Annotated in this window: 19 protein-coding genes; 17 read left to right on the plus strand and 2 right to left on the minus strand. The window is 73.1% G+C overall.

Annotated features, from left to right (window positions below):
* Nucleotides 1-81: 81 nt before the first annotated feature.
* From AVW11_RS07890 to AVW11_RS07960, 15 genes are all read left to right on the plus strand, one after another.
* Nucleotides 82-1,512, plus strand: coding sequence for an FAD/NAD(P)-dependent oxidoreductase (locus tag AVW11_RS07890; protein ID WP_076043650.1), 1,431 nt, complete (start codon nucleotides 82-84; stop codon nucleotides 1,510-1,512).
* A 75-nt stretch (nucleotides 1,513-1,587) separates the two neighbouring features.
* Nucleotides 1,588-2,502 carry a dihydrodipicolinate synthase family protein gene (locus AVW11_RS07895; protein WP_030849546.1) on the plus strand — a complete coding sequence of 305 codons (915 nt, stop codon included), beginning with the start codon at nucleotides 1,588-1,590 and terminating at the stop codon, nucleotides 2,500-2,502.
* A 20-nt stretch (nucleotides 2,503-2,522) separates the two neighbouring features.
* Nucleotides 2,523-3,527, plus strand: coding sequence for a proline racemase family protein (locus AVW11_RS07900; protein WP_030849548.1), 1,005 nt, complete (start codon nucleotides 2,523-2,525; stop codon nucleotides 3,525-3,527).
* Nucleotides 3,524-4,543, plus strand: a complete 1,020-nt coding sequence (locus tag AVW11_RS07905) for a proline racemase family protein (protein WP_060179859.1) — start codon at nucleotides 3,524-3,526, stop codon at nucleotides 4,541-4,543. Before AVW11_RS07900 ends, AVW11_RS07905 begins: the two co-directional genes overlap by 4 nt.
* 83 nt (nucleotides 4,544-4,626) lie before the next feature.
* Nucleotides 4,627-5,535, plus strand: coding sequence for an ornithine cyclodeaminase family protein (locus AVW11_RS07910; RefSeq protein WP_030849550.1), 909 nt, complete (start codon nucleotides 4,627-4,629; stop codon nucleotides 5,533-5,535).
* Nucleotides 5,536-5,606: 71 nt separating this feature from the next.
* Nucleotides 5,607-6,317 carry a GntR family transcriptional regulator gene (locus AVW11_RS07915; RefSeq protein WP_037833669.1) on the plus strand — a complete coding sequence of 237 codons (711 nt, stop codon included), beginning with the start codon at nucleotides 5,607-5,609 and terminating at the stop codon, nucleotides 6,315-6,317.
* A 203-nt stretch (nucleotides 6,318-6,520) separates the two neighbouring features.
* Nucleotides 6,521-7,540, plus strand: coding sequence for an arylamine N-acetyltransferase family protein (locus tag AVW11_RS07920; protein WP_078095309.1), 1,020 nt, complete (start codon nucleotides 6,521-6,523; stop codon nucleotides 7,538-7,540).
* A 198-nt stretch (nucleotides 7,541-7,738) separates the two neighbouring features.
* A complete protein-coding gene (locus AVW11_RS07925; RefSeq protein ID WP_076043613.1) occupies nucleotides 7,739-9,481 on the plus strand; it encodes an ABC transporter substrate-binding protein in 1,743 nt (580 codons plus the stop codon).
* A 22-nt stretch (nucleotides 9,482-9,503) separates the two neighbouring features.
* A complete protein-coding gene (locus AVW11_RS07930) occupies nucleotides 9,504-10,469 on the plus strand; it encodes an ABC transporter permease (RefSeq protein ID WP_060179856.1) in 966 nt (321 codons plus the stop codon).
* Nucleotides 10,466-11,452 (plus strand): ABC transporter permease, encoded by a 987-nt coding sequence (locus AVW11_RS07935; protein WP_060179855.1) that lies wholly within the window; start codon nucleotides 10,466-10,468, stop codon nucleotides 11,450-11,452. Before AVW11_RS07930 ends, AVW11_RS07935 begins: the two co-directional genes overlap by 4 nt.
* Nucleotides 11,452-12,450 (plus strand): ABC transporter ATP-binding protein, encoded by a 999-nt coding sequence (locus tag AVW11_RS07940; RefSeq protein ID WP_030849564.1) that lies wholly within the window; start codon nucleotides 11,452-11,454, stop codon nucleotides 12,448-12,450. Before AVW11_RS07935 ends, AVW11_RS07940 begins: the two co-directional genes overlap by 1 nt.
* Complete coding sequence (locus tag AVW11_RS07945) at nucleotides 12,447-13,451, plus strand: ABC transporter ATP-binding protein (RefSeq protein ID WP_060179853.1); 1,005 nt, start codon at nucleotides 12,447-12,449, stop codon at nucleotides 13,449-13,451. The genes AVW11_RS07940 and AVW11_RS07945 overlap by 4 nt, the downstream gene beginning before the upstream one ends.
* A gap of 120 nt (nucleotides 13,452-13,571) precedes the next feature.
* On the plus strand, nucleotides 13,572-13,913 hold the full coding sequence (locus AVW11_RS07950) for a hypothetical protein (protein ID WP_037833678.1): 342 nt from the start codon (nucleotides 13,572-13,574) through the stop codon (nucleotides 13,911-13,913).
* A 5-nt stretch (nucleotides 13,914-13,918) separates the two neighbouring features.
* Entirely contained in the window at nucleotides 13,919-15,301 is a 1,383-nt protein-coding gene (locus AVW11_RS07955) for a hypothetical protein (protein WP_063898575.1), read from the plus strand.
* Nucleotides 15,294-15,614 carry a hypothetical protein gene (locus AVW11_RS07960; protein ID WP_143568819.1) on the plus strand — a complete coding sequence of 107 codons (321 nt, stop codon included), beginning with the start codon at nucleotides 15,294-15,296 and terminating at the stop codon, nucleotides 15,612-15,614. The genes AVW11_RS07955 and AVW11_RS07960 overlap by 8 nt, the downstream gene beginning before the upstream one ends.
* 365 nt (nucleotides 15,615-15,979) lie before the next feature.
* Here the strand turns inward: AVW11_RS07960 and AVW11_RS07970 are convergent, their stop codons facing one another.
* Nucleotides 15,980-16,411 carry a winged helix-turn-helix transcriptional regulator gene (locus tag AVW11_RS07970; RefSeq protein WP_076043615.1) on the minus strand — a complete coding sequence of 144 codons (432 nt, stop codon included), beginning with the start codon at nucleotides 16,409-16,411 and terminating at the stop codon, nucleotides 15,980-15,982.
* Between the two features lie 96 nt (nucleotides 16,412-16,507).
* Between AVW11_RS07970 and AVW11_RS07975 the strand changes: the two genes are divergently transcribed.
* Nucleotides 16,508-16,858 (plus strand): DoxX family protein, encoded by a 351-nt coding sequence (locus AVW11_RS07975; RefSeq protein WP_076043616.1) that lies wholly within the window; start codon nucleotides 16,508-16,510, stop codon nucleotides 16,856-16,858.
* 315 nt (nucleotides 16,859-17,173) lie between these two features.
* Here AVW11_RS07975 and AVW11_RS07980 read toward each other — a convergent pair whose 3' ends face one another.
* Nucleotides 17,174-19,231: a S9 family peptidase gene (locus tag AVW11_RS07980; protein WP_076043617.1), complete on the minus strand. Its 2,058-nt coding sequence runs from the start codon at nucleotides 19,229-19,231 to the stop codon at nucleotides 17,174-17,176.
* A gap of 83 nt (nucleotides 19,232-19,314) precedes the next feature.
* Between AVW11_RS07980 and AVW11_RS07985 the strand changes: the two genes are divergently transcribed.
* Nucleotides 19,315-20,877 (plus strand): MFS transporter, encoded by a 1,563-nt coding sequence (locus AVW11_RS07985; RefSeq protein WP_030847589.1) that lies wholly within the window; start codon nucleotides 19,315-19,317, stop codon nucleotides 20,875-20,877.
* The last annotated feature ends 31 nt before the right edge of the window (nucleotides 20,878-20,908 follow it).

Consider the following 20,908-nt stretch of genomic DNA (forward strand, 5'->3'; position numbering starts at 1 on the left):
CCCGCCGATCGGGCCGCGGCGGGCGGGTCTGTCGGGGCGGGCCCGGTCGACCTCGCGGTCGTCGGGGCCGGGCCGGCCGGGCTGGCGGCCGCCGTCACCGCCGCCGGGCTCGGGCTCCGGGTGGCCGTGCTCGACGCGGGCGAACGCCCCGGCGGGCAGTACTACCGCCACCCCGCGCCGGGCCTCGGCGCGGCCCGCCCCGAGGCCCTGCACCACGGCTGGGCCGAGTTCGCGGTCCGTGAAGCCGCCCTGCGCGAGCACGTCGAGGCCGGCCGGATCCGGTACCTGCCGCACCACCACGTGTGGACCGTCGTCCGGGCCGGGGCGGCCGAAGCCGGCCCCGGGTGTACCGGGTCCGGCCGAGCGGGCGGCGCCGTGCCCACCGCGGGGTGGGTCCTGCACGCCGTCGCCGGCTACGCCCCCGACGAGCGGGCCGCGGCCGTCACGGCACGTGCCGTGCTCATCGCCACCGGTGCCTACGAGCGCCACCTGCCCTTCCCGGGCTGGACCCTGCCCGGAGTGGTCGGGGCCGGCGGGGCGCAGGCCATGCTCAAGGGCGGACTGGTGCTGCCCGGCCGGCGCGTGGTCGTCGCCGGGAGCGGCCCGCTGCTGCTCGCGGTGGCCGGGTCGCTGGCCGCCGCCGGAGCCACCGTGCCCGCCGTGGTGGAGGCCGCCGCCTACACCGCGTACGCGGGGCAGGTGCCCGCCCTGCTGCGCAACCCCGGCAAGCTCCTCGAAGCCGCGTCCTACGGCGGTGCCCTGGCCCGCCACCACGTCCGGCTGCTGACCCGGCACGCCGTCACGGAGGCCCACGGCACCGGCCGGATCGAGGCCGTCACCGTGGCGCGCCTCGACCGCGACTGGCGCCCCCTGCCCGGCACCGCCCGCCGGATCCCCTGCGACGCGCTCGCCGTCGGCCACGGGCTGGTGCCGCAGCTCGAACTCGCCACCGCACTCGGCTGCGCCACCCGGCCCGGCCCCGACGGGACCGTGGCCCTCGTCCTCGACGCCGAACAGCGCACCAGCGTCCCCGGCGTCTGGTCCGCGGGGGAGACCGGCGGTGTCGGCGGGGCCCACCTGGCGCTGACGGAGGGCGAGCTGGCCGCGTACTCCGTCGCGGCCGCGCTGCGGCCCGCGGCGGACGCCCCCCGCACCGGCCGACCCGAACGCCTCGCCCGCCGCCGCGCCCGGCTGCGCGCCTTCGCCGACGCGATGGCCGCCGCCCACCGGCCCGGCGAGGGCTGGACCGGCTGGCTCCGGGACGACGCCGTCGTGTGCCGCTGCGAGGAGGTCCCGGCCGGCCGGATCCGCGAGGCGGCGGGGGACCTCGGGGCGCGGGACGCCCGTACGGTCAAACTCCTCACGCGGGCCGGCATGGGCTGGTGCCAGGGCCGCATGTGCGGACCCGCTGTCGCCGCCCTCGCCGGAGCGGAGCCCGCGGCGGACCGCCGCCCCTTCTCCTGCCCGGTCCCGCTGCGCGACCTCGCCGAACTTCCCGCCACCGACCGCTGATCAGGGGTGTCCCGGCCCTTGTGGCCGCACCACACCCACTAGTAAAATGTCACACACCACACTAGGGAGCCTCTCATGACCAACGCGCACACCCCCGCGCCCCGCACCCGTCCCTGGCACGGAATCATGGTCGCCACCGCGCTCCCCCTGCGCGAGGACCTCACCGTCGACTACGACGCCTACGCCGAGCACGTGGCCTGGCTGATCGAGAACGGCTGCGACGGCGTGGTCCCCAACGGCTCCCTCGGGGAGTACCAGACCCTCACCGACGAGGAGCGGGCCCGCGTCGTGCGTACCGCCGTCGAGGCCGCCGGCGACGGCGACCGCGTGATGCCCGGCGTCGCCGCCTACGGCAGCGCCGAGGCCCGCCGCTGGGCCGAGCAGGCCGCCGAGGCCGGCGCCGGCTCCGTGCTCCTGCTGCCGCCCAACGCCTTCCGCGCGGACGAGGAGACCGTACGCGCCCACTACGCCGAGGTCGCCCGCGCCGGGCTGCCCGTCGTGGCGTACAACAACCCCATCGACACCAAGGTGGACCTGGTCCCGTCCCTGCTCGCGCGGCTGCACGCCGACGGATCGGTCGTCGCCGTCAAGGAGTTCAGCGGGGACGTGCGACGCGCCTACGAGATCGCCGAGCTCGCCCCGGGCCTCGACCTGCTCATCGGCGCCGACGACGTCCTGCTGGAACTGGCCCTCGCCGGGGCCGTCGGCTGGATCGCCGGCTACCCCAACGCCCTCCCGAACGCCTGCGCGACCCTCTACCGGTCCGCCGTCGCCGGCGACCTGGAGACCGCCCTGCCGCTCTACAAGTCCCTGCACTCCCTGCTGCGCTGGGACTCCAAGACCGAGTTCGTCCAGGCCATCAAGCTGTCCATGGACCTGGCGGGCCGCCCCGGCGGCGCCACCCGCCCGCCGCGCTTCCCGCTCACCGGCGACACCGAGGCCGCCGTCCGCGCCGCCACCGAGAAGGCCCTGGCCGAGGGCCTCAACTAACCAGCTGGAGGGGACGCCTGATGCGCACGCGCCACGTCTACCACGCGGTGGACTCGCACACCGAGGGCATGCCGACCCGGGTCGTCACCGGGGGAGTCGGGGTGATCCCCGGCGCCACCATGGCCGAGAAGCGGCTCCACTTCATCGAGCACATGGACCACGTACGGACCCTGCTGATGTACGAGCCGCGCGGGCACTCCGCGATGAGCGGCGCCATCCTGCAGCCCCCGACCCGCCCCGACGCAGACTTCGGCGTCCTCTACATCGAGGTGTCGGGCCTGCTGCCGATGTGCGGGCACGGCACCATCGGGGTGGCCACCGTCCTGGTCGAGACGGGCATGGTGCCCGTCGTCGAGCCGGTCACCACCGTCCGGCTCGACACCCCGGCGGGGCTGGTGAGCGTCGACGTCAGGGTGGAGGACGGGGCGGCCACGGCCGTCACCCTCACCAACGTCCCCTCCTTCAGCGTCGGCCTCGACCTCAAGGCCGACGTGCCCGGCCACGGCACGGTCACCTACGACCTCGCCTACGGCGGCAACTTCTACGCCTTCGTCGAACTCGAAGCCCTCGGACTGCCCTTCGACCGGGCGCGCAAGGACGACCTGCTCGCCGCCGGACTGGCCGTCATGGACGCGGTCAACGCCGGCCCCGACCGGCCCGTCCACCCCGACAACCCCTCCATCGCCGGCGTCAAGCACGTCTACCTCGCCGCGCCCGGCTCCGACGCCCGCCGCTCCCGGCACGCCATGGCCATCCACCCCGGCTGGTTCGACCGCTCGCCCTGTGGTACGGGCACCAGCGCGCGGATGGCCCAGCTGCACGCCCGCGGCCTGCTCGAACTCGGCGCGGACTTCGTCAACGAGTCCTTCATCGGCACCGAGTTCACCGGCCGGCTGGTCGAGCGGACCACCGTCGGCGGCCTGCCCGCCGTGGTGCCCACCGTCACCGGCCGGGCCTGGATCACCGGCACCGCCCAGTACTTCCTCGACCCGTCCGACCCCTTCCCCGGAGGCTTCCTCCTGTGATCACCGTCCGAACGGTGGACTACCACACCGCCGGAGAGCCCTTCCGGATCGTCGACACCGCCGCCGCGGGCATGCCGCCCGTCCCGGGAGACACCGTCGCCGAGCGCTGTGCCACCGCCATCGGCCCCGGCGGATCGGGGACCGCGCCGCGCCGGGGCCCGCTGGACGACGTACGGCGCATGCTCGTGCAGGAGCCGCGCGGACACGCCGGGATGTACGGCGGCTTCGTGGTCCCCGCCGACGACGACGGGGCCCACTTCGGCGTCCTGTTCTGGCACAAGGACGGCTACTCCACGGCGTGCGGCCACGGCACCATGGCCCTCGGGGCCTGGGCCGTGGACAGCGGCCGGGTCCCCGCCCCGGACGACGGGGACGCCCCGGTGCGGATCGACGTACCGTCCGGGCGGGTCACCGCCACCGTCCACCGCGGCGGCGGCCGCACCACCGGGGTCACCTTCCGCAACGTGCCGGCCCGGGTGGGCGCCCGCAAGGTGCCCGTCGCCACCTCGCTCGGACTGGCCGAGGCGGACATCGCGCACGCCGGCGCCTGCTACGCCTCCGTCCGCGCCCGCGACCTCGGCCTGGAGGTCTCGCGCGCCGCACTGCCCGCACTGGTGCGCGCCGGCCAGGAGATCCGGGCCGCCCTCGCCACCCACCCCGCCACCTGGCACCCCGACGGCCCGCTCCTGTCCGGGGTCTACGGGGTGATCCTCCACGAGGACCTGCCCGACACCCCGTTCGGGCCGCACCAGCGCAACGTGACCGTCTTCGCCGACGGGCAGGTCGACCGCTCGCCCTGCGGCTCGGGCACCTCGACGCGGCTCGCGCTGCTCGCCGAGGACGGACGGCTCGGGCCGGGGGAGGACCTGCTGAGCGAGTCCGTCACCGGCACCGTGTTCACCGGCCGGATGCTGGACGGCGGGGTCACCGAGGTGACCGGCAGCGCCTACCGCACCGGTGAACACGCCTTCGCCGTGGACCCGTACGACGCCCTCGGCACCGGGTTCCTGCTGTGACGCCGGCCGCGACACCGGCCGCGACACCGGCCGCGACACCGGCCGCGACGCCTGCGGCGATACCCCAGCTCGGCGCGGCGGCCATGGCCGCCCTGCTCGGCCCGGCCGCGGCCGCCGACGCCCTGGCCGCCGCCCTGCGCGGCGGCCTCGACCCGGAGGCCTGCCCCCCGCGCTCCTCGATCGGGGTGCCCGGCGACGGCGAACTGCTGCTGATGCCGGCCGCGTCCGGCGCGTACGCCGGGGTGAAGATCGCCGGGGTCGCGCCCGGGAACCCGGCGCGCGGGCTGCCCCGGATCACCGGCTCCTACCTGCTGCTGGACGGGCCCACCCTGCGCCCGCTGGCCCTGCTCGACGGCGCGGCCCTGACCGCCCTGCGCACCCCGGCGGTCTCGGTCCTCGCGCTGCGCCACCTGGCGCCGGCCGGGCGGCCGTTGCGGATGGTGCTCTTCGGCTCCGGCCCGCAGGCGTACGGGCACCTCGAAGCGGTCGTCGCCGAGCGGGAGGTGGAGTCGGTGGCGGTGGTCGCCCGGAGCCGCGGGGGAGCCGGGCGCCTCGCCGCGCACGCCCGCACCCTGGGACCGGCCGCGCGGACCGGCACCCCTGCGGACGTGGCCGACGCCGATCTGGTCGTCTGCTGCACCACGGCCCGCGTACCGCTCTTCGACGGGCGGCTGGTCCGGCCGGACGCGGTGGTCGTGGCCGTCGGATCGCACGAGCCGACCGCCCGGGAGACGGACACCGCCCTCGTGCGACGGGCGGCGGTGTACGTGGAGTCGCGTGCGGCGGCGCTGCGGGAGGCCGGTGATCTGCTGGTCCCGGAGGCGGAGGGGGCCGTCGGGGCGGGGCACATCACGGGCACGCTCGCGGACCTGGTCGCCGGACGGCTGCCGGCGGGAGGCGAGCGTGGTTGTCCACAGCTCTTCAAGAGCGTGGGCATGGCCTGGGAAGATCTTGCCGTGGCGGTCGCGCTGTACGAGGCCGCTCAGATATGAGCAGCGCAACGTGACATTGTACGCTGGGCGTCTGCTCGTCGGCAGGTGAAAAGGGTCTCGGAGGAAACGCAATGGGTGACCTGAAGCAGCACAGTCTCATCAAGGCCCAGGAACGACTCCGCGACCAGGTCGGGCACGCCCTCCGAGCCGCTCTGATAGCGGGTGAGCTGCGCCCCGGCAGCGTCTACTCCGCCCCCGGCCTCGCGGCCGAACTCGGCGTCTCGGCAACCCCGGTGCGCGAGGCCATGCTCGACCTGGCTCGGGAGGGCCTGGTCGAGCCGGTCCGCAACAAGGGCTTCCGGATCACCGAGGTCAGCGAGCGCGACCTCGACCAGTACACCGAGCTGCGCACCATGATCGAGGTGCCGACCATCGGCCGGATCACGAAGACGGCCACGGCCGACCAGCTGGAGGAACTGCGCCCCATCGCGCAGGAGATCGTCACCAGTGCCCGCGAGCACAACCTCATCGGCTACCTGGAGGCCGACCGCCGCTTCCACCTCACGCTGCTGGGCCTCTCGGGCAACGAACGGCTCGTGGAGACCGTCGGCGACCTGCGCAAGCGCTCCCGTCTGTACGGCCTGACCGGCCTGGACGAGGCGGGCAAGCTGGTCTCCTCCGCCGAGGAGCACCTAGAGCTGCTGGACCTGATGATCAGCGGCGACGCGAAGGCGGCGGAAGCCTGCATGCAGCGCCACCTGGGCCACGTCCGCTCCCTCTGGGCCCAGGGCCGCGACGAACCGGTGGGCCGCACCGCCGGCGGCCTGGGCCCGGTCCGCTAGGCCGGTTCTCCCTCCCGGCGGACCTGCCGTGCCGGGCCGGACGGTCCTGCACGGCAGGCCGTGCACGGGAAGGCCCCCCGGCGCGGCGGCGGACAGGGCCCGGCAGCCCCGGCCGCAGCCCGGCGCGGCGGCCTCGGCGCGGCGCGCGAGGGATCCGCAGCCCGGCTTGACCTCGATGCGGGTCGAGGGGGGAGGCTGGGATCATGAGCATCCGGCCAGCCGACACCGGGGGCGTCCCGAGCGCCGCCCCCGCCACCGACCTCCCGACCCCCGCGGCGCGCGCCGCGGGCCGCCCCGCGGACTTCACGCCCGTGCCCGACCCGAGCCCGACCGACCACCGACCCGACCGGTGGTCCGGTGAACTCCTCGACCTCGACGCCTATCTGGCCCGGATCGGGTACGACGGCCCGCGCGAGCCGACCCTCGCCGTCCTGCGCGGGCTCCAGCGCGCCCACACCACCGGCATCCCCTTCGAGAACGTCCACGCCGTCCTCGGCCGGGACCTGCCGCTCGACCTGCCCTCCATCGAGGCCCGCCTCGTCCGCGACCGCCGCGGCGGCTACTGCTTCGAGCACGTCCTGCTCTTCGCCGCCGCCCTCGAACGCCTCGGGTTCCACGTCACCGGCATGATCGGACGGGTCAGCCTCGGCGCGCCCAAGGTCCTCCCCGCCACCCACGGCCTGCTCGCCGTGACCGCCCGCGACGACGACCGCGAGTGGCTGTGCGACGTCGGCTTCGGGGCCGGTCCGCTCGGGCCGATCGAACTCGCCGACGGAGCGCACGTCGCGTACGACGGCTGGCGGCACCTGCTGCAGCGGCGGCCCGGCGCCCACGGCATCGACCAGTGGTGGCTGTACCAGGCCTCACCCCGCCCGTCCGGACCGGACGGCGACCCCGGGCGGGCCCCGAGCCCGTGGATCGACCGGCACACCTTCACCCTCACCGCCCAATACCCCATCGACTACGTCGTCGGCAGCCACTTCGTGGGCACCCACGCCCGCTCCCCGTTCGTCCGCCGGCTCTTCGCCCAGCGGATGACCCCCGCAGCCCACCACAGCCTGGACGACCTGACGCTCGTCACCACCCTCCCGGACGGGACGAGCACCACCGGGCAGATCGCCCCGCAGGCCCTGGACGGGACCCTGCGCGAGGTGTTCGGCATCGCCCTCACCCAGGAGGAGCTCCACGAGATCGCCGCCCGCCGACCGGCCGGAACGGCGTAGAGGCCGCCGCCGCCCGCGCACCCCGCCGCAACCGGGAGGCGCGGGCGGCGGGCCGTTCCCGCCAACGGGGCCCGGGGCCAAGGGATTTGGACACGGCTGGATAACGGGGAACCCAAACCCTTGTCAGTGCAATTTCACATTACTATGTTACCGGTCACATCGTAGAGCCGCTGAGCGTGCCCTTCCCTGGAGTGACCCATGACCAAGCGCACCCAACTCGCCCTCGCCACCGCCCTGGTGGCCGCACTCGCACTCGGCGCCTCGGGCTGCTCCGGGACGACGAAGGGCCAGACCGGCGCCGGCGGCGAGAACCCGGCCGCCGCCAACGACGGCAAGATCCTCGGCGGCACCCCGGTCAAGGGCGGCACCCTCACCGTCCTGTCCAACCAGGACTTCGCGCACCTCGACCCCGCCCGCAACTGGGTCATGCCGACCATGGACTTCGGCACCCGCCTGCTCTACCGCACGCTCGTCACCTTCAAGGCCGAACCCGGCAAGGCCGGCAGCGAGCTGGTCCCCGACCTCGCCACCGACCTCGGCACCCCCTCCGACGGCGGCCGCACCTGGACCTTCACCCTCAAGGAGGGCGTCAAGTACGAGGACGGCAGCCCGGTCAGGGCCCAGGACATCAAGTACAACGTCGAGCGGTCCTTCGCCCCCGACCTCACCGGCGGCCCCGACTACGCCGCCCAGTACCTCGCCGGCACCGAGGGCTACAAGGGGCCCCTCCAGGGGCAGCACCTCGACTCGGTCAAGACCCCCGACGACCGCACGATCGTCTTCCAACTGAAGCGGCCCGTCGCCGAGTTCTCCGCCACCGCCACCCTGCCCACCTTCGCCCCCGTGCCCCAGTCCCAGGAGAAGGGCACCCAGTACGACGCCCGCCCGTTCTCCTCCGGCCCCTACAAGATCGAGTCGTACGACCGCGACAAGAAGCTCGTCCTCGTCCGCAACGAGCACTGGGACCCGGGCACCGACACCGTCCGCAAGGCCTACCCGGACAAGTTCGTGGTCGTCATGGGCCTCAAGGGCGGCCAGATCGACGACCGGATCATCGCCGGCGAGGGCGCCGACGCCTCCACGGTGCAGTACTCCGACATGCGCCCCGAAAGCGCCCCCAAGGTCCTGCCCAAGCCCGAGGTCAAGTCCCGGCTGCTCGCCGAGTCGCAGGGCTGCACCGAGATGCTCCACCTGAACAACTCACGCGCCCCCTTCGACGACCCCAAGGTCCGCCAGGCCATGCAGTACGCCGTCGACAAGGAGGCCGTCGTCACCGCGGGCGGCGGACCCGCCCTCAACGAGATCGCCACCGCCTACCTGCCCCCGGCCCTCTCCGGCGGCAAGCAGGCCGACACCCTGAAGATCCCCCCGGCGGGCGACCCCGCCAAGGCCAAGGAACTCCTCAAGGCCGCCGGCAAGGAGTCCCTGAAGGTCTCCCTCTCGGTCTCCACCGGCGACAAGGGCAAGGCCGAGGCCATCCAGCAGGGCCTGTCCCGCGCGGGCATCGAGGTCGTCATCGACACCGTCGACCCCGGCGCCTACTACGACGTCATCGGCGACCTGTCCACCACCCCCGACATGACCCTCACCGGCTGGTGCCCCGACTACCCCTCCGGCTCCACCTGGATCCCCTTCGTCTTCGACGGACGCACCATCAAGCCGAAGGGCAACCAGGGCAACTACAGCCAGTTCCGCGACGAGGAGGTCATCAAGCGCATCGACGAGATCAACGCCATGGCCGACGCCAAGCAGGCCAACCAGGCCTGGATCGACCTCGACGCGACCCTGATGGCCAAGTCGCCCAACGTTCCGATCCTGCTGGAGCGCAAGCCGCTCCTCGTCGGCACGAACATCGCGGGCGCCTTCGGCCACCCCGTGTGGACCGGCACCATCGACTACGCCACCGTCGGCCTCAAGGACCCCTCCAAGAGCCAGGGCTGAGGAACCCGGAGCCCTCGACGCCATGACCACCACAGCACCGGCCACCGACACGGCCGCCGACGCCGCCGCGGACCGGCCCGCGGCGGCACCCGGCAGCAGCCCCTGGCAGCTCGCCCGGCGGGAACTGCGCCGCCGCCCCGCCGTCCGCGTCAGCCTCGCCATCGTCGCCGTCTTCGTCCTGATGGCCGCCGGCGCCCCCTGGCTGGGCGCGCTCGGCGGCTGGTCCCCGCACGAGTTCGACAAGAGCGCCGTCGACCCGTACCTCGGCGGCCAGCCGCTCGGCGCCCTCGGCGGGATCAGCCCCGAGCACTGGCTCGGCGTCGAACCCGTCACGGGCCGCGACCTGTACGCCCGCGTCGTCCACGGCGCACAGGTCTCCCTCCTGATCGCCTTCGCCGCCACCGCCATCGTGGTCCTCGCCGGCACCGCCGCCGGGATCGCCGCCGGCTACTTCGGCGGCCGCACCGACACGGTCCTGTCCCGGCTCATGGACCTGACCATGTCCTTCCCCTCCCTCATCTTCATGATCGCGCTGTTGTCCGTGGCCAAGGACGTCAACCGGATCGTCCTCATGACCGCCGTCATCGGGATCTTCGGCTGGCCCGGCATCGCCCGCGTCGTCCGCGGCCAGACCCTCTCCCTCAAGCACCGCGAGTACGTCGACGCCGCCCGCGTCGGCGGCGCCGGCCCCTGGCGGATCCTCACCCGCGAGATCCTGCCGGGCGTGGCGGGCCCGGTCATCGCCTACACCACCCTGCTCATCCCCGGAATGATCAGCACCGAGGCCGCCCTCAGCTACCTCGGCGTGGGCGTCCGCCCGCCCACCCCCTCCTGGGGCCAGATGATCGCCGAGTCCGTCGCCTACTACGAGACCGACCCCATGTACTTCGTCATCCCCAGCGTCTTCCTCTTCCTCGCCGTCCTCGCCTTCACCCTGCTCGGCGACGCGCTGCGCGACATCCTCGACCCGAGGGGCGGCCGCACATGATCGTCTACCTCGCCCGCAGGCTCCTCGCCCTCGCCGGGGTGCTCCTCGCCATCGCGGCCGTCACCTTCCTCATCTTCTACGTCCTGCCCGCCGACCCGGCCGCCGCCGCGTGCGGCAAGACCTGCAGCGCCGAACGACTGGCCGACGTACGCATCCACCTGGGGCTCGACCAGCCCCTGTGGAAGCAGTTCGCCGACTTCCTGACCGGCATCTTCACCGGCCGCACCCTCGGCACCGGCCAGTACGCCGTCGCCTGCGACTTCCCCTGCCTGGGCTACTCCTACGAGAGCTCCCTGCCCGTGTGGGACCTGCTCATGGACCGCCTGCCGGTCTCCGCCTCCCTCGCCCTCGGCGCCGCCGTGCTGTGGCTGCTCCTCGGCCTCGGCGCCGGCGTCACCGCCGCCCTGCGCAAGGACACCGCCACCGACAAGGCCCTCATGGTCGGCGCCGTCGCCGCCGCCTCGCTGCCCGTGTACTTCACCTCGGTGATGCTCATCTACGGCGTCATCCGCATCGCCGGCCTGCTGCCCTACCCCACCTACCAGGCCTTCACCGACAACCCGCTCGGCTGGGCCTCGAACCTGCTCCTGCCCTGGACCGCCCTCGCGCTGCTCTACGCCGCCATGTACGCCCGCCAGAGCCGGGGCTCGATGATCGAGGCGATGGCCGAGCCCTACATCCGCACCGCCCGCGCCAAGGGCCTGCCCGAGCGGACGGTCGTCGTCAAACACGGCCTGCGCTCCGGGATGACGCCGATCCTGACCATCTTCGGCATCGACCTCGGCGGTCTGCTCGCCGGCGCCGTCATCACCGAGTCCATCTTCGGCCTCCCAGGCATCGGACGGCTCTTCTACGGCGCCCTCGTCAACTCCGACCAGCCCGTCGTCCTCGGCGTCACCCTCCTCGCGGCCTTCTTCATCGTCGTCGCCAACCTCGTCGTCGACCTCCTGTACGCCGTCATCGACCCGAGAGTGAGGTACTGATGGCCGCTCCGCTCCTCGAAGTACGCGACCTGCACGTCACCTTCACCACCCCTCGGGGCGCCGTCCGCGCCGTCGACTCCGTCGGCTTCACCGTCGAGTCCGGCCGCACCCTCGGCATCGTCGGCGAATCCGGCTCCGGCAAGTCCGTCACCTCGCTCGCCGTCATGGGCCTGCACCGCGGCGCCGTCGAGGTCGGCGGCTCCGTCGCGCTCGCCGGCCGACCGCTCATCGGTCTGAGCGAGCGCGAGCTCGGCACGGTCCGCGGCCGCCGGATGGCCATGATCTTCCAGGATCCGCTCTCCAGCCTGCACCCCTACTACACCGTCGGCGAGCAGATAGCCGAACACTTCCGCGTCCACTTCAAGGCCGGGCGGGCCGCCGCGCGCAGGCGCGCCGTCGACATGCTCGGCGAGGTCGGCATCCCGGAACCGGCCCGCCGGGCGGGGGAGTACCCGCACCAGTTCTCCGGAGGCATGCGCCAACGCGCGATGATCGCCATGGCCCTGGCCTGCGAACCCGACCTGCTGATCGCCGATGAACCGACCACCGCCCTGGACGTCACCGTGCAGGCGCAGATCCTCGAACTCATCGCGAGGCTCCAGCAGGAACGCGGCCTCGGCGTCGTGATGATCACCCACGACCTGGGTGTCGTGGCCCGCGTCGCCCACGAGGTCCTGGTCATGTACGGCGGCCGCGCCGCCGAACAGGCTCCCGTCGACGCGCTCTTCGCCGAACCCGCCCACCCCTACACCCGGGGGCTGCTCGACTCGCTGCCCCGCCTCGACACCGCCGACGACGAACCGCTCCCCTTCATCCCCGGCTCCCCGCCGTCCCTCCTCGCACCGGCCCCCGGCTGTGCCTTCGCACCGCGCTGCCCCCGGGCGGCCGAACGCTGCACCGCCGAGCGGCCCGAGCCGGCCGCGTACGGGGACGGCCCCGGGCGGACCGTCGCCTGCCACTTCGCCGGGGTCCCCGCCGTCGAGGAGGCGGCCCGATGACCGAGCCCACGACCGACACGGTCAAGCGCACCGGCGTACCACTGCTGTCCGTGAAGGACCTCACCATGACCTTCCCCGGCCGGCGGTCGGCGACCGGGCGCCGGGGGGCGCCCGTGCGCGCCGTCGACGGGGTCTCCTTCGACCTCGAGGCCGGCCGGACCCTCGGCCTCGTCGGGGAGTCGGGCTGCGGGAAGTCCACCACCGGACGGATGCTCGTACGGCTGCTGGAGCCCACCTCGGGCCGGATCGCCTTCGAGGGCCAGGACATCAGCCGCATGTCACAGGGAGCCCTGCGCCCGCTGCGCGGGAACATCCAGATGGTCTTCCAGGACCCGCACTCCTCGCTCAACCCCCGCCAGACCGTGGCCCGGATCATCTCCGAACCGCTGCTGGTACAGGGCCGCAGTGCGGGGGACGCCCGCCGCCGCGCCGCCGACCTGATGGAGCTCGTCGGTCTGATCCCCGAGCACATCGACCGCTACCCGCACGAGTTCTCCGGAGGCCAGGCCCAGCGCATCGGCATCGCGCGCTCGCTGGCCACCGAACCGCGGCTGATCGTCGCCGACGAACCGGTCTCCGCGCTCGACGTCTCCGTCCAGGCGCAGATCGTCAACCTGATGGAGCGGCTGCGCACGGAACTGGGCCTCGCGTACGTGTTCATCGCGCACGACCTGTCGGTGGTCAAACGGGTCAGCGACCGGGTCGCCGTCATGTACCTCGGCCGGATCGTGGAGATCGGGGACAAGGCGTCCCTCTACGAGAACCCCCAGCACCCCTACACCAGGGCGCTGTTGTCCGCCGTACCGCTGCCGGACCCGGCGGCGGAGCGGCGGCGGGAGCGGATCGTGCTGCTCGGCGACCCGCCGAGCCCGGTCGCCCCACCTCCGGGCTGCACCTTCCACCCGCGCTGCCCCAAGGCCCAGGAGGTCTGCCGCACGGAACGCCCGCTGCTGCGTCTTGCCGCCTCGCGAGAGGTGGCGTGCCACTTCCCGGGTGACTGACGGGGATCACGGGAAGAGGGGGACCCGGGGCCGACACGATCGGCCCCGGGTCCTTCCGCTGCCCGGTATCACCCCTGGTCCCGCGTAGCATCACCCCCCACACATGATCTAGGGGTGGACATGACATCGAGTAGCGGTGGTTTCGAGGCGAACGCCGCTTCCATCAACGGAAGTTCTCATCTTCTCGTGGAGCTGGCGGGCCTGTTGTACGCGGGGCGGCCCGACGGCGAGACGGCGGTCATGGCCAGGGTGCCCCGGTCCCACCAGGACGTGTCCGCCGCCCTGGACTCCTTCGCGCGGTTCGGCAACGACCAGTACCTGGACACGGTGTCGCTCCTGGCCGCGCTGGCCACCAAACTCAAGGTGGCGGGCGGCGACTACGCGCAGACCGACTCCGCCACGGAGGACGCCTTCCGTACCGTGCTCGAAAAGGGTCGGTTCATACCGGCCGAGGACCGGTGACCGGCATGGCCTACCGCACCGAGGTCGAGTTCCTCGAACTGTGCAGCCCTCCCCTCATCGAGCGCACCGCCCACGAGTACCGCCGGCTCCACCTGCTCCTGGACTCGGCGGACTCCGCCTTCCTGAAGGCGACGCGGACCCAGTGGGTGAGCGACGCCGAGGAGCTGTACGTCAAGCGCCTGGGCGAGGCGGAGAAGCTGGCCACCGCCCTGTCGGGCGCCTTCCGCAGCGTCCACGCGGCGCTCGTCGACTACGCCGAGGCGGTGGGCCGCGCCAAGGGGCGCTACGAGAGCGGCCTGTCGAGCGAGCGCGCCCTCTCCGGGGTCATGGCGCGGGTGGCGAGCCCGGTGACCGAGACCGCCCAGCGGGCCGAGCCGATGAGGCAGTGGGAGGACCTGCGCAAGCGCACCGGAGTCCTCGACTGGCTGGCGGAGATCACGATCGACGTCGATGAGATCCGCGAGGAGGCGGAGCGGCACTACAGCAGTGCCGAGCACGCCTTCGGCGACGCCGAGCGCATCGAACACGAGGCGCGCACCCTGTGCGTGGCCGAGCTCGGCAAGGCCCTCAAGAACCTGCCCGACTTCCGCGGCGACCTGCCCCACCCGTCGGTGCTCCTCGCCGGGATGCCCGCCCTGCGGCAGGAGGTGGGAGAGGCCGCGCACGATCCCCACGCCGTGCTGCCCGGCGGCGGCCCCCGCGTCGACGGCATCGCCGCGAACGTCGGCGACGACACCGTCTCCCCCAAGCTGCGGGAGATCCGGTCCCGGCTGGCCGGACTCCCGGACGCCATGGACCAGAACAAGTGGCTGCCGTCGGACTCGGACGAGGACCGGCGCGAGTGGATCCGCGCGAACCGCGCGCACATCAGGGACGCGGCCGCGTACACGGGCCTGCCGGCCGACATGATCGCGGGAATCGCCTGGAAGGAGGTCCAGGGCGACCCGAAGTGGGCCGACAACATCGCGGTGAACTACCGGCGGAGCCAGTACGAGGTCTGGCCGGAGTTCCAGTGGGCGGCGGACAAGGCCGGCCTGTCGGGCGAGGCGGACCAGACGTCCATGGGGCCGATCGCCATCCAGCTCCGCCGCTCCGCCGAAGTGCTCGGCTACGACCCGGAGAACCTCACGCGGGACCAGCGGGACGAGATCCAGAAGGCGACGCAGAATCCCTCGACGAACATCTACATCGCTTCCGAGTACCTCGCCCAGCTCAAGGCGGAGAGCTCGTTCGCGAACGTGCCCGCCGAGGAGATGACCCCCGCCCACTACCGGGAACTGGCCGCCAGGTACAACGGCGGACCGGGCTGGCGCACGGACGAGGCGCAGGCCTACGGTCGTGGCTTCGGAGCGAACATCGACAACGCGAGGCGGGCCCTGAATGACTGAGCGGCGGACAGCCCGGGCCGTGCGCGCCCACGCGGCCACGGCCGCATGGGCGGCCGCGCTGGTGGGACTGCACGCGCTGGCGGGGTTCTTCGTGCTGGGCGCGTGGCTCACCGCGTCCGAAGGCCCCTGGGACCGTACGGTGACGGGCACCGCGCGGCTGATGGCGGGGCTCGGGCTGGCGGTGGAGCTGATGGCCCTCGCGGGGACGGCGGCCGGTGTCAACACGGGCCGGCTGGGGCGTTGGTGGTACGCGCCGGCGGCGGTACTGGTCGCCGTCGCCGTGGTGCGCATGGTGTTCGCCCCGCAGCCCTGACCGCCCGCGGACGGACAGGACGGACACGGCGGATGGTCCTGTGCTCCAGCTGTAGTTCTTGATCACTGCGCGGAGCGGCCTGTCGTTGCCGCCGCCCGTCGTCGATCACGGGTGGCCTCATCCGTGCTGCTGCGCCGGGCGGACTGGAAGGCTGAGCTCGTGGCTTCGAGCATCGTCTCCAGTACACCGAGTATCTGCGGACTGGTGCGAGCGCCCTCTGGGTTCGGTTGCGGGAGCGCCTTCAGGACCAGGGGCTTGACCCTGAGGTGACGGTCGTCGTCGGGCCCTTGCAGGAGGGCCCCGATCACGAGGATGGCCAAGTCTCCGGCGACGGCAGCGTCTACAGGTCCAGCCTCTTCTCTTGCTCAGAAACGGCTCGGGTTCTCATCAACATGAGGGGTCTTCCCCGGGGCCGCCTGATCCGCCTCGATGGTCCTGGCCGCCTCGGCTGCTTCCCGGAAGGTGACGACCGCCTCGCCGTTCTCCCGCGCCCATGCGGTGAGCATCCTGATGGGCTCCTCCAGGGTTCGCCCGAGATCGGTCAGGCCGTATTCCACGCGCGGCGGCGCCTCGGCGTACGCGTGCCGCTCGACGAGCCCGTTGGCTTGGAGCCGACGCAACGTCTGGGTCAGTACCTTGCGCGAAATGCCACCGCTCAGCTCGACCAGCTCGCCGTGGCGCATCGGGCCGTCGGTCAGCGCGAAGAGCGTGACCATGGACCACTTGCTGGCGATGATCTCCATGGCCAGGAGAGCGGGACAGTCGGCGAGGAAGGCAATTCCGGGTCGCAGGCTCATGCCCCGAAGGTTACCTGGAGGTACCTGACGGCCGCCTATCGTCGTCGAGGTGCGCACGCCCCCTTACTCGCATCTCGCACGATTGAGGTTTCAGCCATGTTCGTCTCCCTTGCCGTCGTCACCGTGTTCATGTCGGCGCTTCTCCTGGTATCGGCCGGGGCCAAGTCTCTGCGGACGCGGCACATCACCGAGCAGATGTCCGCCCTCGGAGTGCCGCAGAGCATGATGGCTTTCCTGATCGGCGCTCAGATCGCGGGCGCGGCCGGTGTGATAGCCGGACTCCGGTGGGGACCCGTCGGAATCGCCGCCGCGATCGGCCTGACGCTCTACTTCGCCGGGGCGGTCGCCTTCCACCTGCGCGCCGGCGACCGCAAAGGCGCGTCTCCTGCGGTGGTCCTCACTATGGCCTCCGTCGCCCTGATCGTGCTGCGTGCTGCCACCCTCTGACAGCGGACAACCGGTCTGACGCGGGCCTGATGGGCAAGGTGGCGGGACGGTTCGCCCGGGTGAACCCCGCCGCCGAGCAGGGGCGTTCGTGCTGGGGCTGCTCGCGGACCTGCCAAGCCCGCCTTGGCCACCGAGATGATCGCCCAGGCCCTGGACGCCGGAGTCCGGGGAAGGTGGGTCACCGGTGGTGAGGTCTACGGCGGCGACCCGTACCTGAGCGCCGCGCGACGCAACCTACTCACCCCGCCCGTGCACGAGCCACTACCGGCGACAAGCCACCCAACAACCATGAAGATCCGATCTACAGCCGCTGTACTAGGCGAGTTCGCGGCGGAAGAAGTCGAGTTCCAGCGCCATGATCTTCTCGCGGGTGCCGCCCGGGGTCATGTGGGTGACGCCCGGCAGGGCCAGCAGCCGGTGGGGGCGGCCCGCGTCCGTCAGGGCCTGGGACAGGCGCAGGGTGTGCGAGGGGTGGACGTTGTCGTCGGCCAGTCCGGTGACCAGCAGCAGGGGCCGGGACAGCTTCGGGGCGTCGGGCAGCAGCGAGTCCCGTTCGTAGACGTCCGGGTGGTCCTGCGGCAGGCCGAGGTAGCGCTCGGTGTACGCGGTGTCGTAGTGCCGGAAGTCGGTCGGCGCGGCCCCGGCGGCCGCGGCGTGGAAGACGTCGGGGCGGCGCAGCACGGCCATCGCCGACAGGTAGCCGCCGTAGGACCAGCCGCGGATGCCGACCCGGCCGAGGTCGAGGTCGCCGGGGCGGGCGGCCAGCGCGTGCAGCGCCGCGACCTGGTCGTCCAGGGTGACGTCGGAGAAGCCGCGGTACATGGCGTGGGTGTGGGCGGGCGAGACGTACGCGGTGCCGCGGTTGTCGACGGTCACCACCGCGAAGCCCTGGTCGGCCCACCACTGGCGGTGCTGCCAGCGGCGCGGGTCGGCGGTGATGTCCTGGGCGCCGGGGCCGCCGTAGCTGTCCATCAGGACGGGCAGCTTCCGGCCGGGGACGTGCCCGCGGGGCAGCACGAGCGCGGTGGGGACGCCGTGCTCCGTGACCCGCTCCAGGACCGGGGCCACCCGGTACGGCAGCGGCTGCGACAGGTCGGCGGGGCTCAGCTCCCGCCCGTCGGGGGTGCGTACGACGCGTCGCACGCCGTCCGCGTCGGCGGAGGTCAGCAGCAGGAACCCGGCGGAGGCGGACACGCTGTGGACGCCGGGCCCGTCGGCGAGCGGGGTCGTCTCGCCGGTGGCGGTGTCCAGCAGCAGCACCTGCTGCTCGGCCGGGTCGCGCAGTCCGGCCTCGATCAGCAGCCGGCCCTCGTGGACCCCGGCCACCCCGCGGACCTGGACGCCGTCGCCGGTGAGGAGGACCCCGTCCACGGCGAGGGCCCGGGCGGCTGCGCCGGGGGTGTCGGCCGAGGTCAGCATCCGGCCGTCGGGCAGGCGGGCCGGGGTGCCGGGGACCAGGGGGTCCACCCACCGGGGGTGCGTGGTGCGGGACAGCTCGCGGGTGCGGCCGGTGGCCGGGTCGGCGGAGAGCAGCAGCACGGTCTGCTGGAGCCGGTCCTGGACCGTCAGCAGGATCTCCCCGGCCGACTCCCAGCCCGCGTCGGAGACGTACGGGAAGGCCTCGGCGTCCCAGCGGATCCGGGTACGGGGCCCGTCCGGGCCCAGCACCCACAGCTGCACGTCGGCGTTGGGGCCGCCCGCCTCCGGGTAGGCGAAGTCCTCGGCCGGCAGCTCGGGGTGGGCGGGGTCGGCGAACCACCGCCGCTGGAGGGCGGATTCGTCGACGCGGGCGGCGAGCAGCGTGATCTTGTCGGGGGACCACCAGTGGCCCCGGGAGCGGCCGAGCTCCTCGGCGGCGGCGAACTCGGCCAGGCCCCAGCGGGCGCCGTCGTCGGGGCTGATCCGGCCGCCGGGGGCGACGTACAGGACGTCGTCGGCGACGTAGGCGGTGCGCGAGCCGTCGGAGTTGGGCCGCGGGTCCAGCGCGGGGCCGGCGGCGGGGATCTCCCTGAGGGTGCCGGCGCCGTCGGCGGTGACCTCGTAGAGCCGTCCGTACAGCGCGAAGGCGGCACGGCGCCCGTCGCCGGAGAGGGCGTAGGAGCCGATCCCGGCCGCGACGAGCCGGGTCCGCTCGCGCAGCCGGCGCTCGGCGGCGGGGAGGGGGCCGGGCTCGGGGCACAGCTCGCGGGGATCGGCAAGCCGGATCTCTGCGCCGGTGGTGGTATCGAGCACCCAGAGGCTGTCGAAGGGGTCGGCGGGTCCGGTCGACCGGAGGAACCACAGCAGCCGGCCGTCGTCCCCGAAGGACAGTGCCCGCGGGGCGCCGTGGGTGAATCGGGCCGTGCGCGCGGAGAGCCTGAGGAAGTCATCCATGATCGTAGTGTGACATGTGAAATGTCACCGGCACTAGGCCGTTCGAGTGGTGACCCCCCGGGCACGGGCTTAGCGTCGGGAGGGTGGACCCGAACGCGACACCGAGCAGCAGACGGACCGACGGCAAGGACGGCGCGGTCCGGGGAGGCGGCAACGGACTCGCCCTGTTCGTCATCGCGTCCTGCCAGCTCATGGTGGTCCTCGACATCACGATCGTGAACATCGCCCTGCCGCACATCCAGACCGCGCTGGACTTCTCCACCGAGAGCCTCTCCTGGGTCGTCAACGCCTACACCCTCGCCTTCGGCGGCCTGCTGCTCCTCGGCGGCCGCACCGGTGACATCCTCGGCCGCAAACGGGTCTTCATCTTCGGCGTCCTGCTCTTCGGCCTCGCCTCGCTCCTCGGCGGACTCGCCCAGAACGAGGGCCAGTTGATGGCCGCGCGGGCCCTCCAAGGCGTCGGCGGCGCCATCGCCTCGCCGACCTCCCTCGCGCTGATCACCACGACCTTCCGCGAAGGCCCCGCCCGCAACCGGGCGTTCGGCGTGTTCGCGGGCGTCTCGGCGGCCGGCGGCGCGATCGGCCTCCTCGCGGGCGGCATCCTCGTCGAGTGGCTCGACTGGCGCTGGGTCCTCTTCGTCAACGTCCCCATCGCGCTGGTGATCGCCGTACTGGCCCGGAAGGTCCTGCGCGAGTCCGAACGCCACCCGGGACACTTCGACCTCGCGGGCGCGCTGCTGTCCACCGCGGGTATGGTCGCGCTCGTCTACGGCTTCATCCGGGCCTCCCAGGAAGGCTGGCGCGACCCGGTGACCCTCGGCTCCTTCGGCGCCGCCGTGGTGCTGCTGACGCTGTTCATCCTCAACGAGCGGCGATCGCCGCAGCCGATCACCCCGCTGCACATGTTCGCCGACCGCAACCGGGCCGGGACCTACGGGATCATGCTCATGCTCGCCTGCGCGATCTTCGGCATGTTCTTCTTCCTGACCCTCTTCGTGCAGATCGTGCTCGGCTTCACCCCCATCCAGGCCGGCCTGGCCTTCCTGCCCGTCAGCGCGGTGATCGCGGTGGGCGCCGGCCTCACCGCGAAACTCCTGCCGAAGCTCGGGCCCAAACCGTTCATGGTCTGCGGCGCCCTGTCCTCGGCGGTCGGGCTGGCCTGGCTGACCCGGATCGACGTCCACTCCACCTACCTCGGCAGCATCCTGGGCCCGATGCTGTTCTTCGCCCTCGGCATGGGCCTGCAGTTCGTCTCGCTGACGCTGATGGCCCTCTCCAACGTCCCCGACCGCGAGTCGGGAGCGGCGTCCGGACTGCTCAACACGATGCAGCAGGTGGGCGGCTCGCTCGGCCTGTCGATCCTGGTGACCGTCTACGGCACGGCCAGCCGCAACGAGGCCAAGGAGCAGGTGCCCGACTTCCTCGCCACGGCCGGCCCCGTGCAGAGGGCCCTCTTCGAACGCACCGGCCGGCTCCCCAAGCCCTGGAGCGACCAGGTGCTGACCTCGGGCATCAGCACCGCCTTCGTCGTCGCGGCCCTGTTCACCCTGGTCGGCGCCGTGATCGCGCTCTTCGTCATCCAGGTCCGCCCCTCCGACCTCGAACGCCTCCAAGGCAACCACAAACCCGCGGCCGACCGCATCTGAGCCGTCGGCCGCCGCGCACGGGTGACCCCGG

It is taken from the genome of Streptomyces amritsarensis (assembly GCF_001953875.1).
Lineage (GTDB): Bacteria > Actinomycetota > Actinomycetes > Streptomycetales > Streptomycetaceae > Streptomyces > Streptomyces amritsarensis.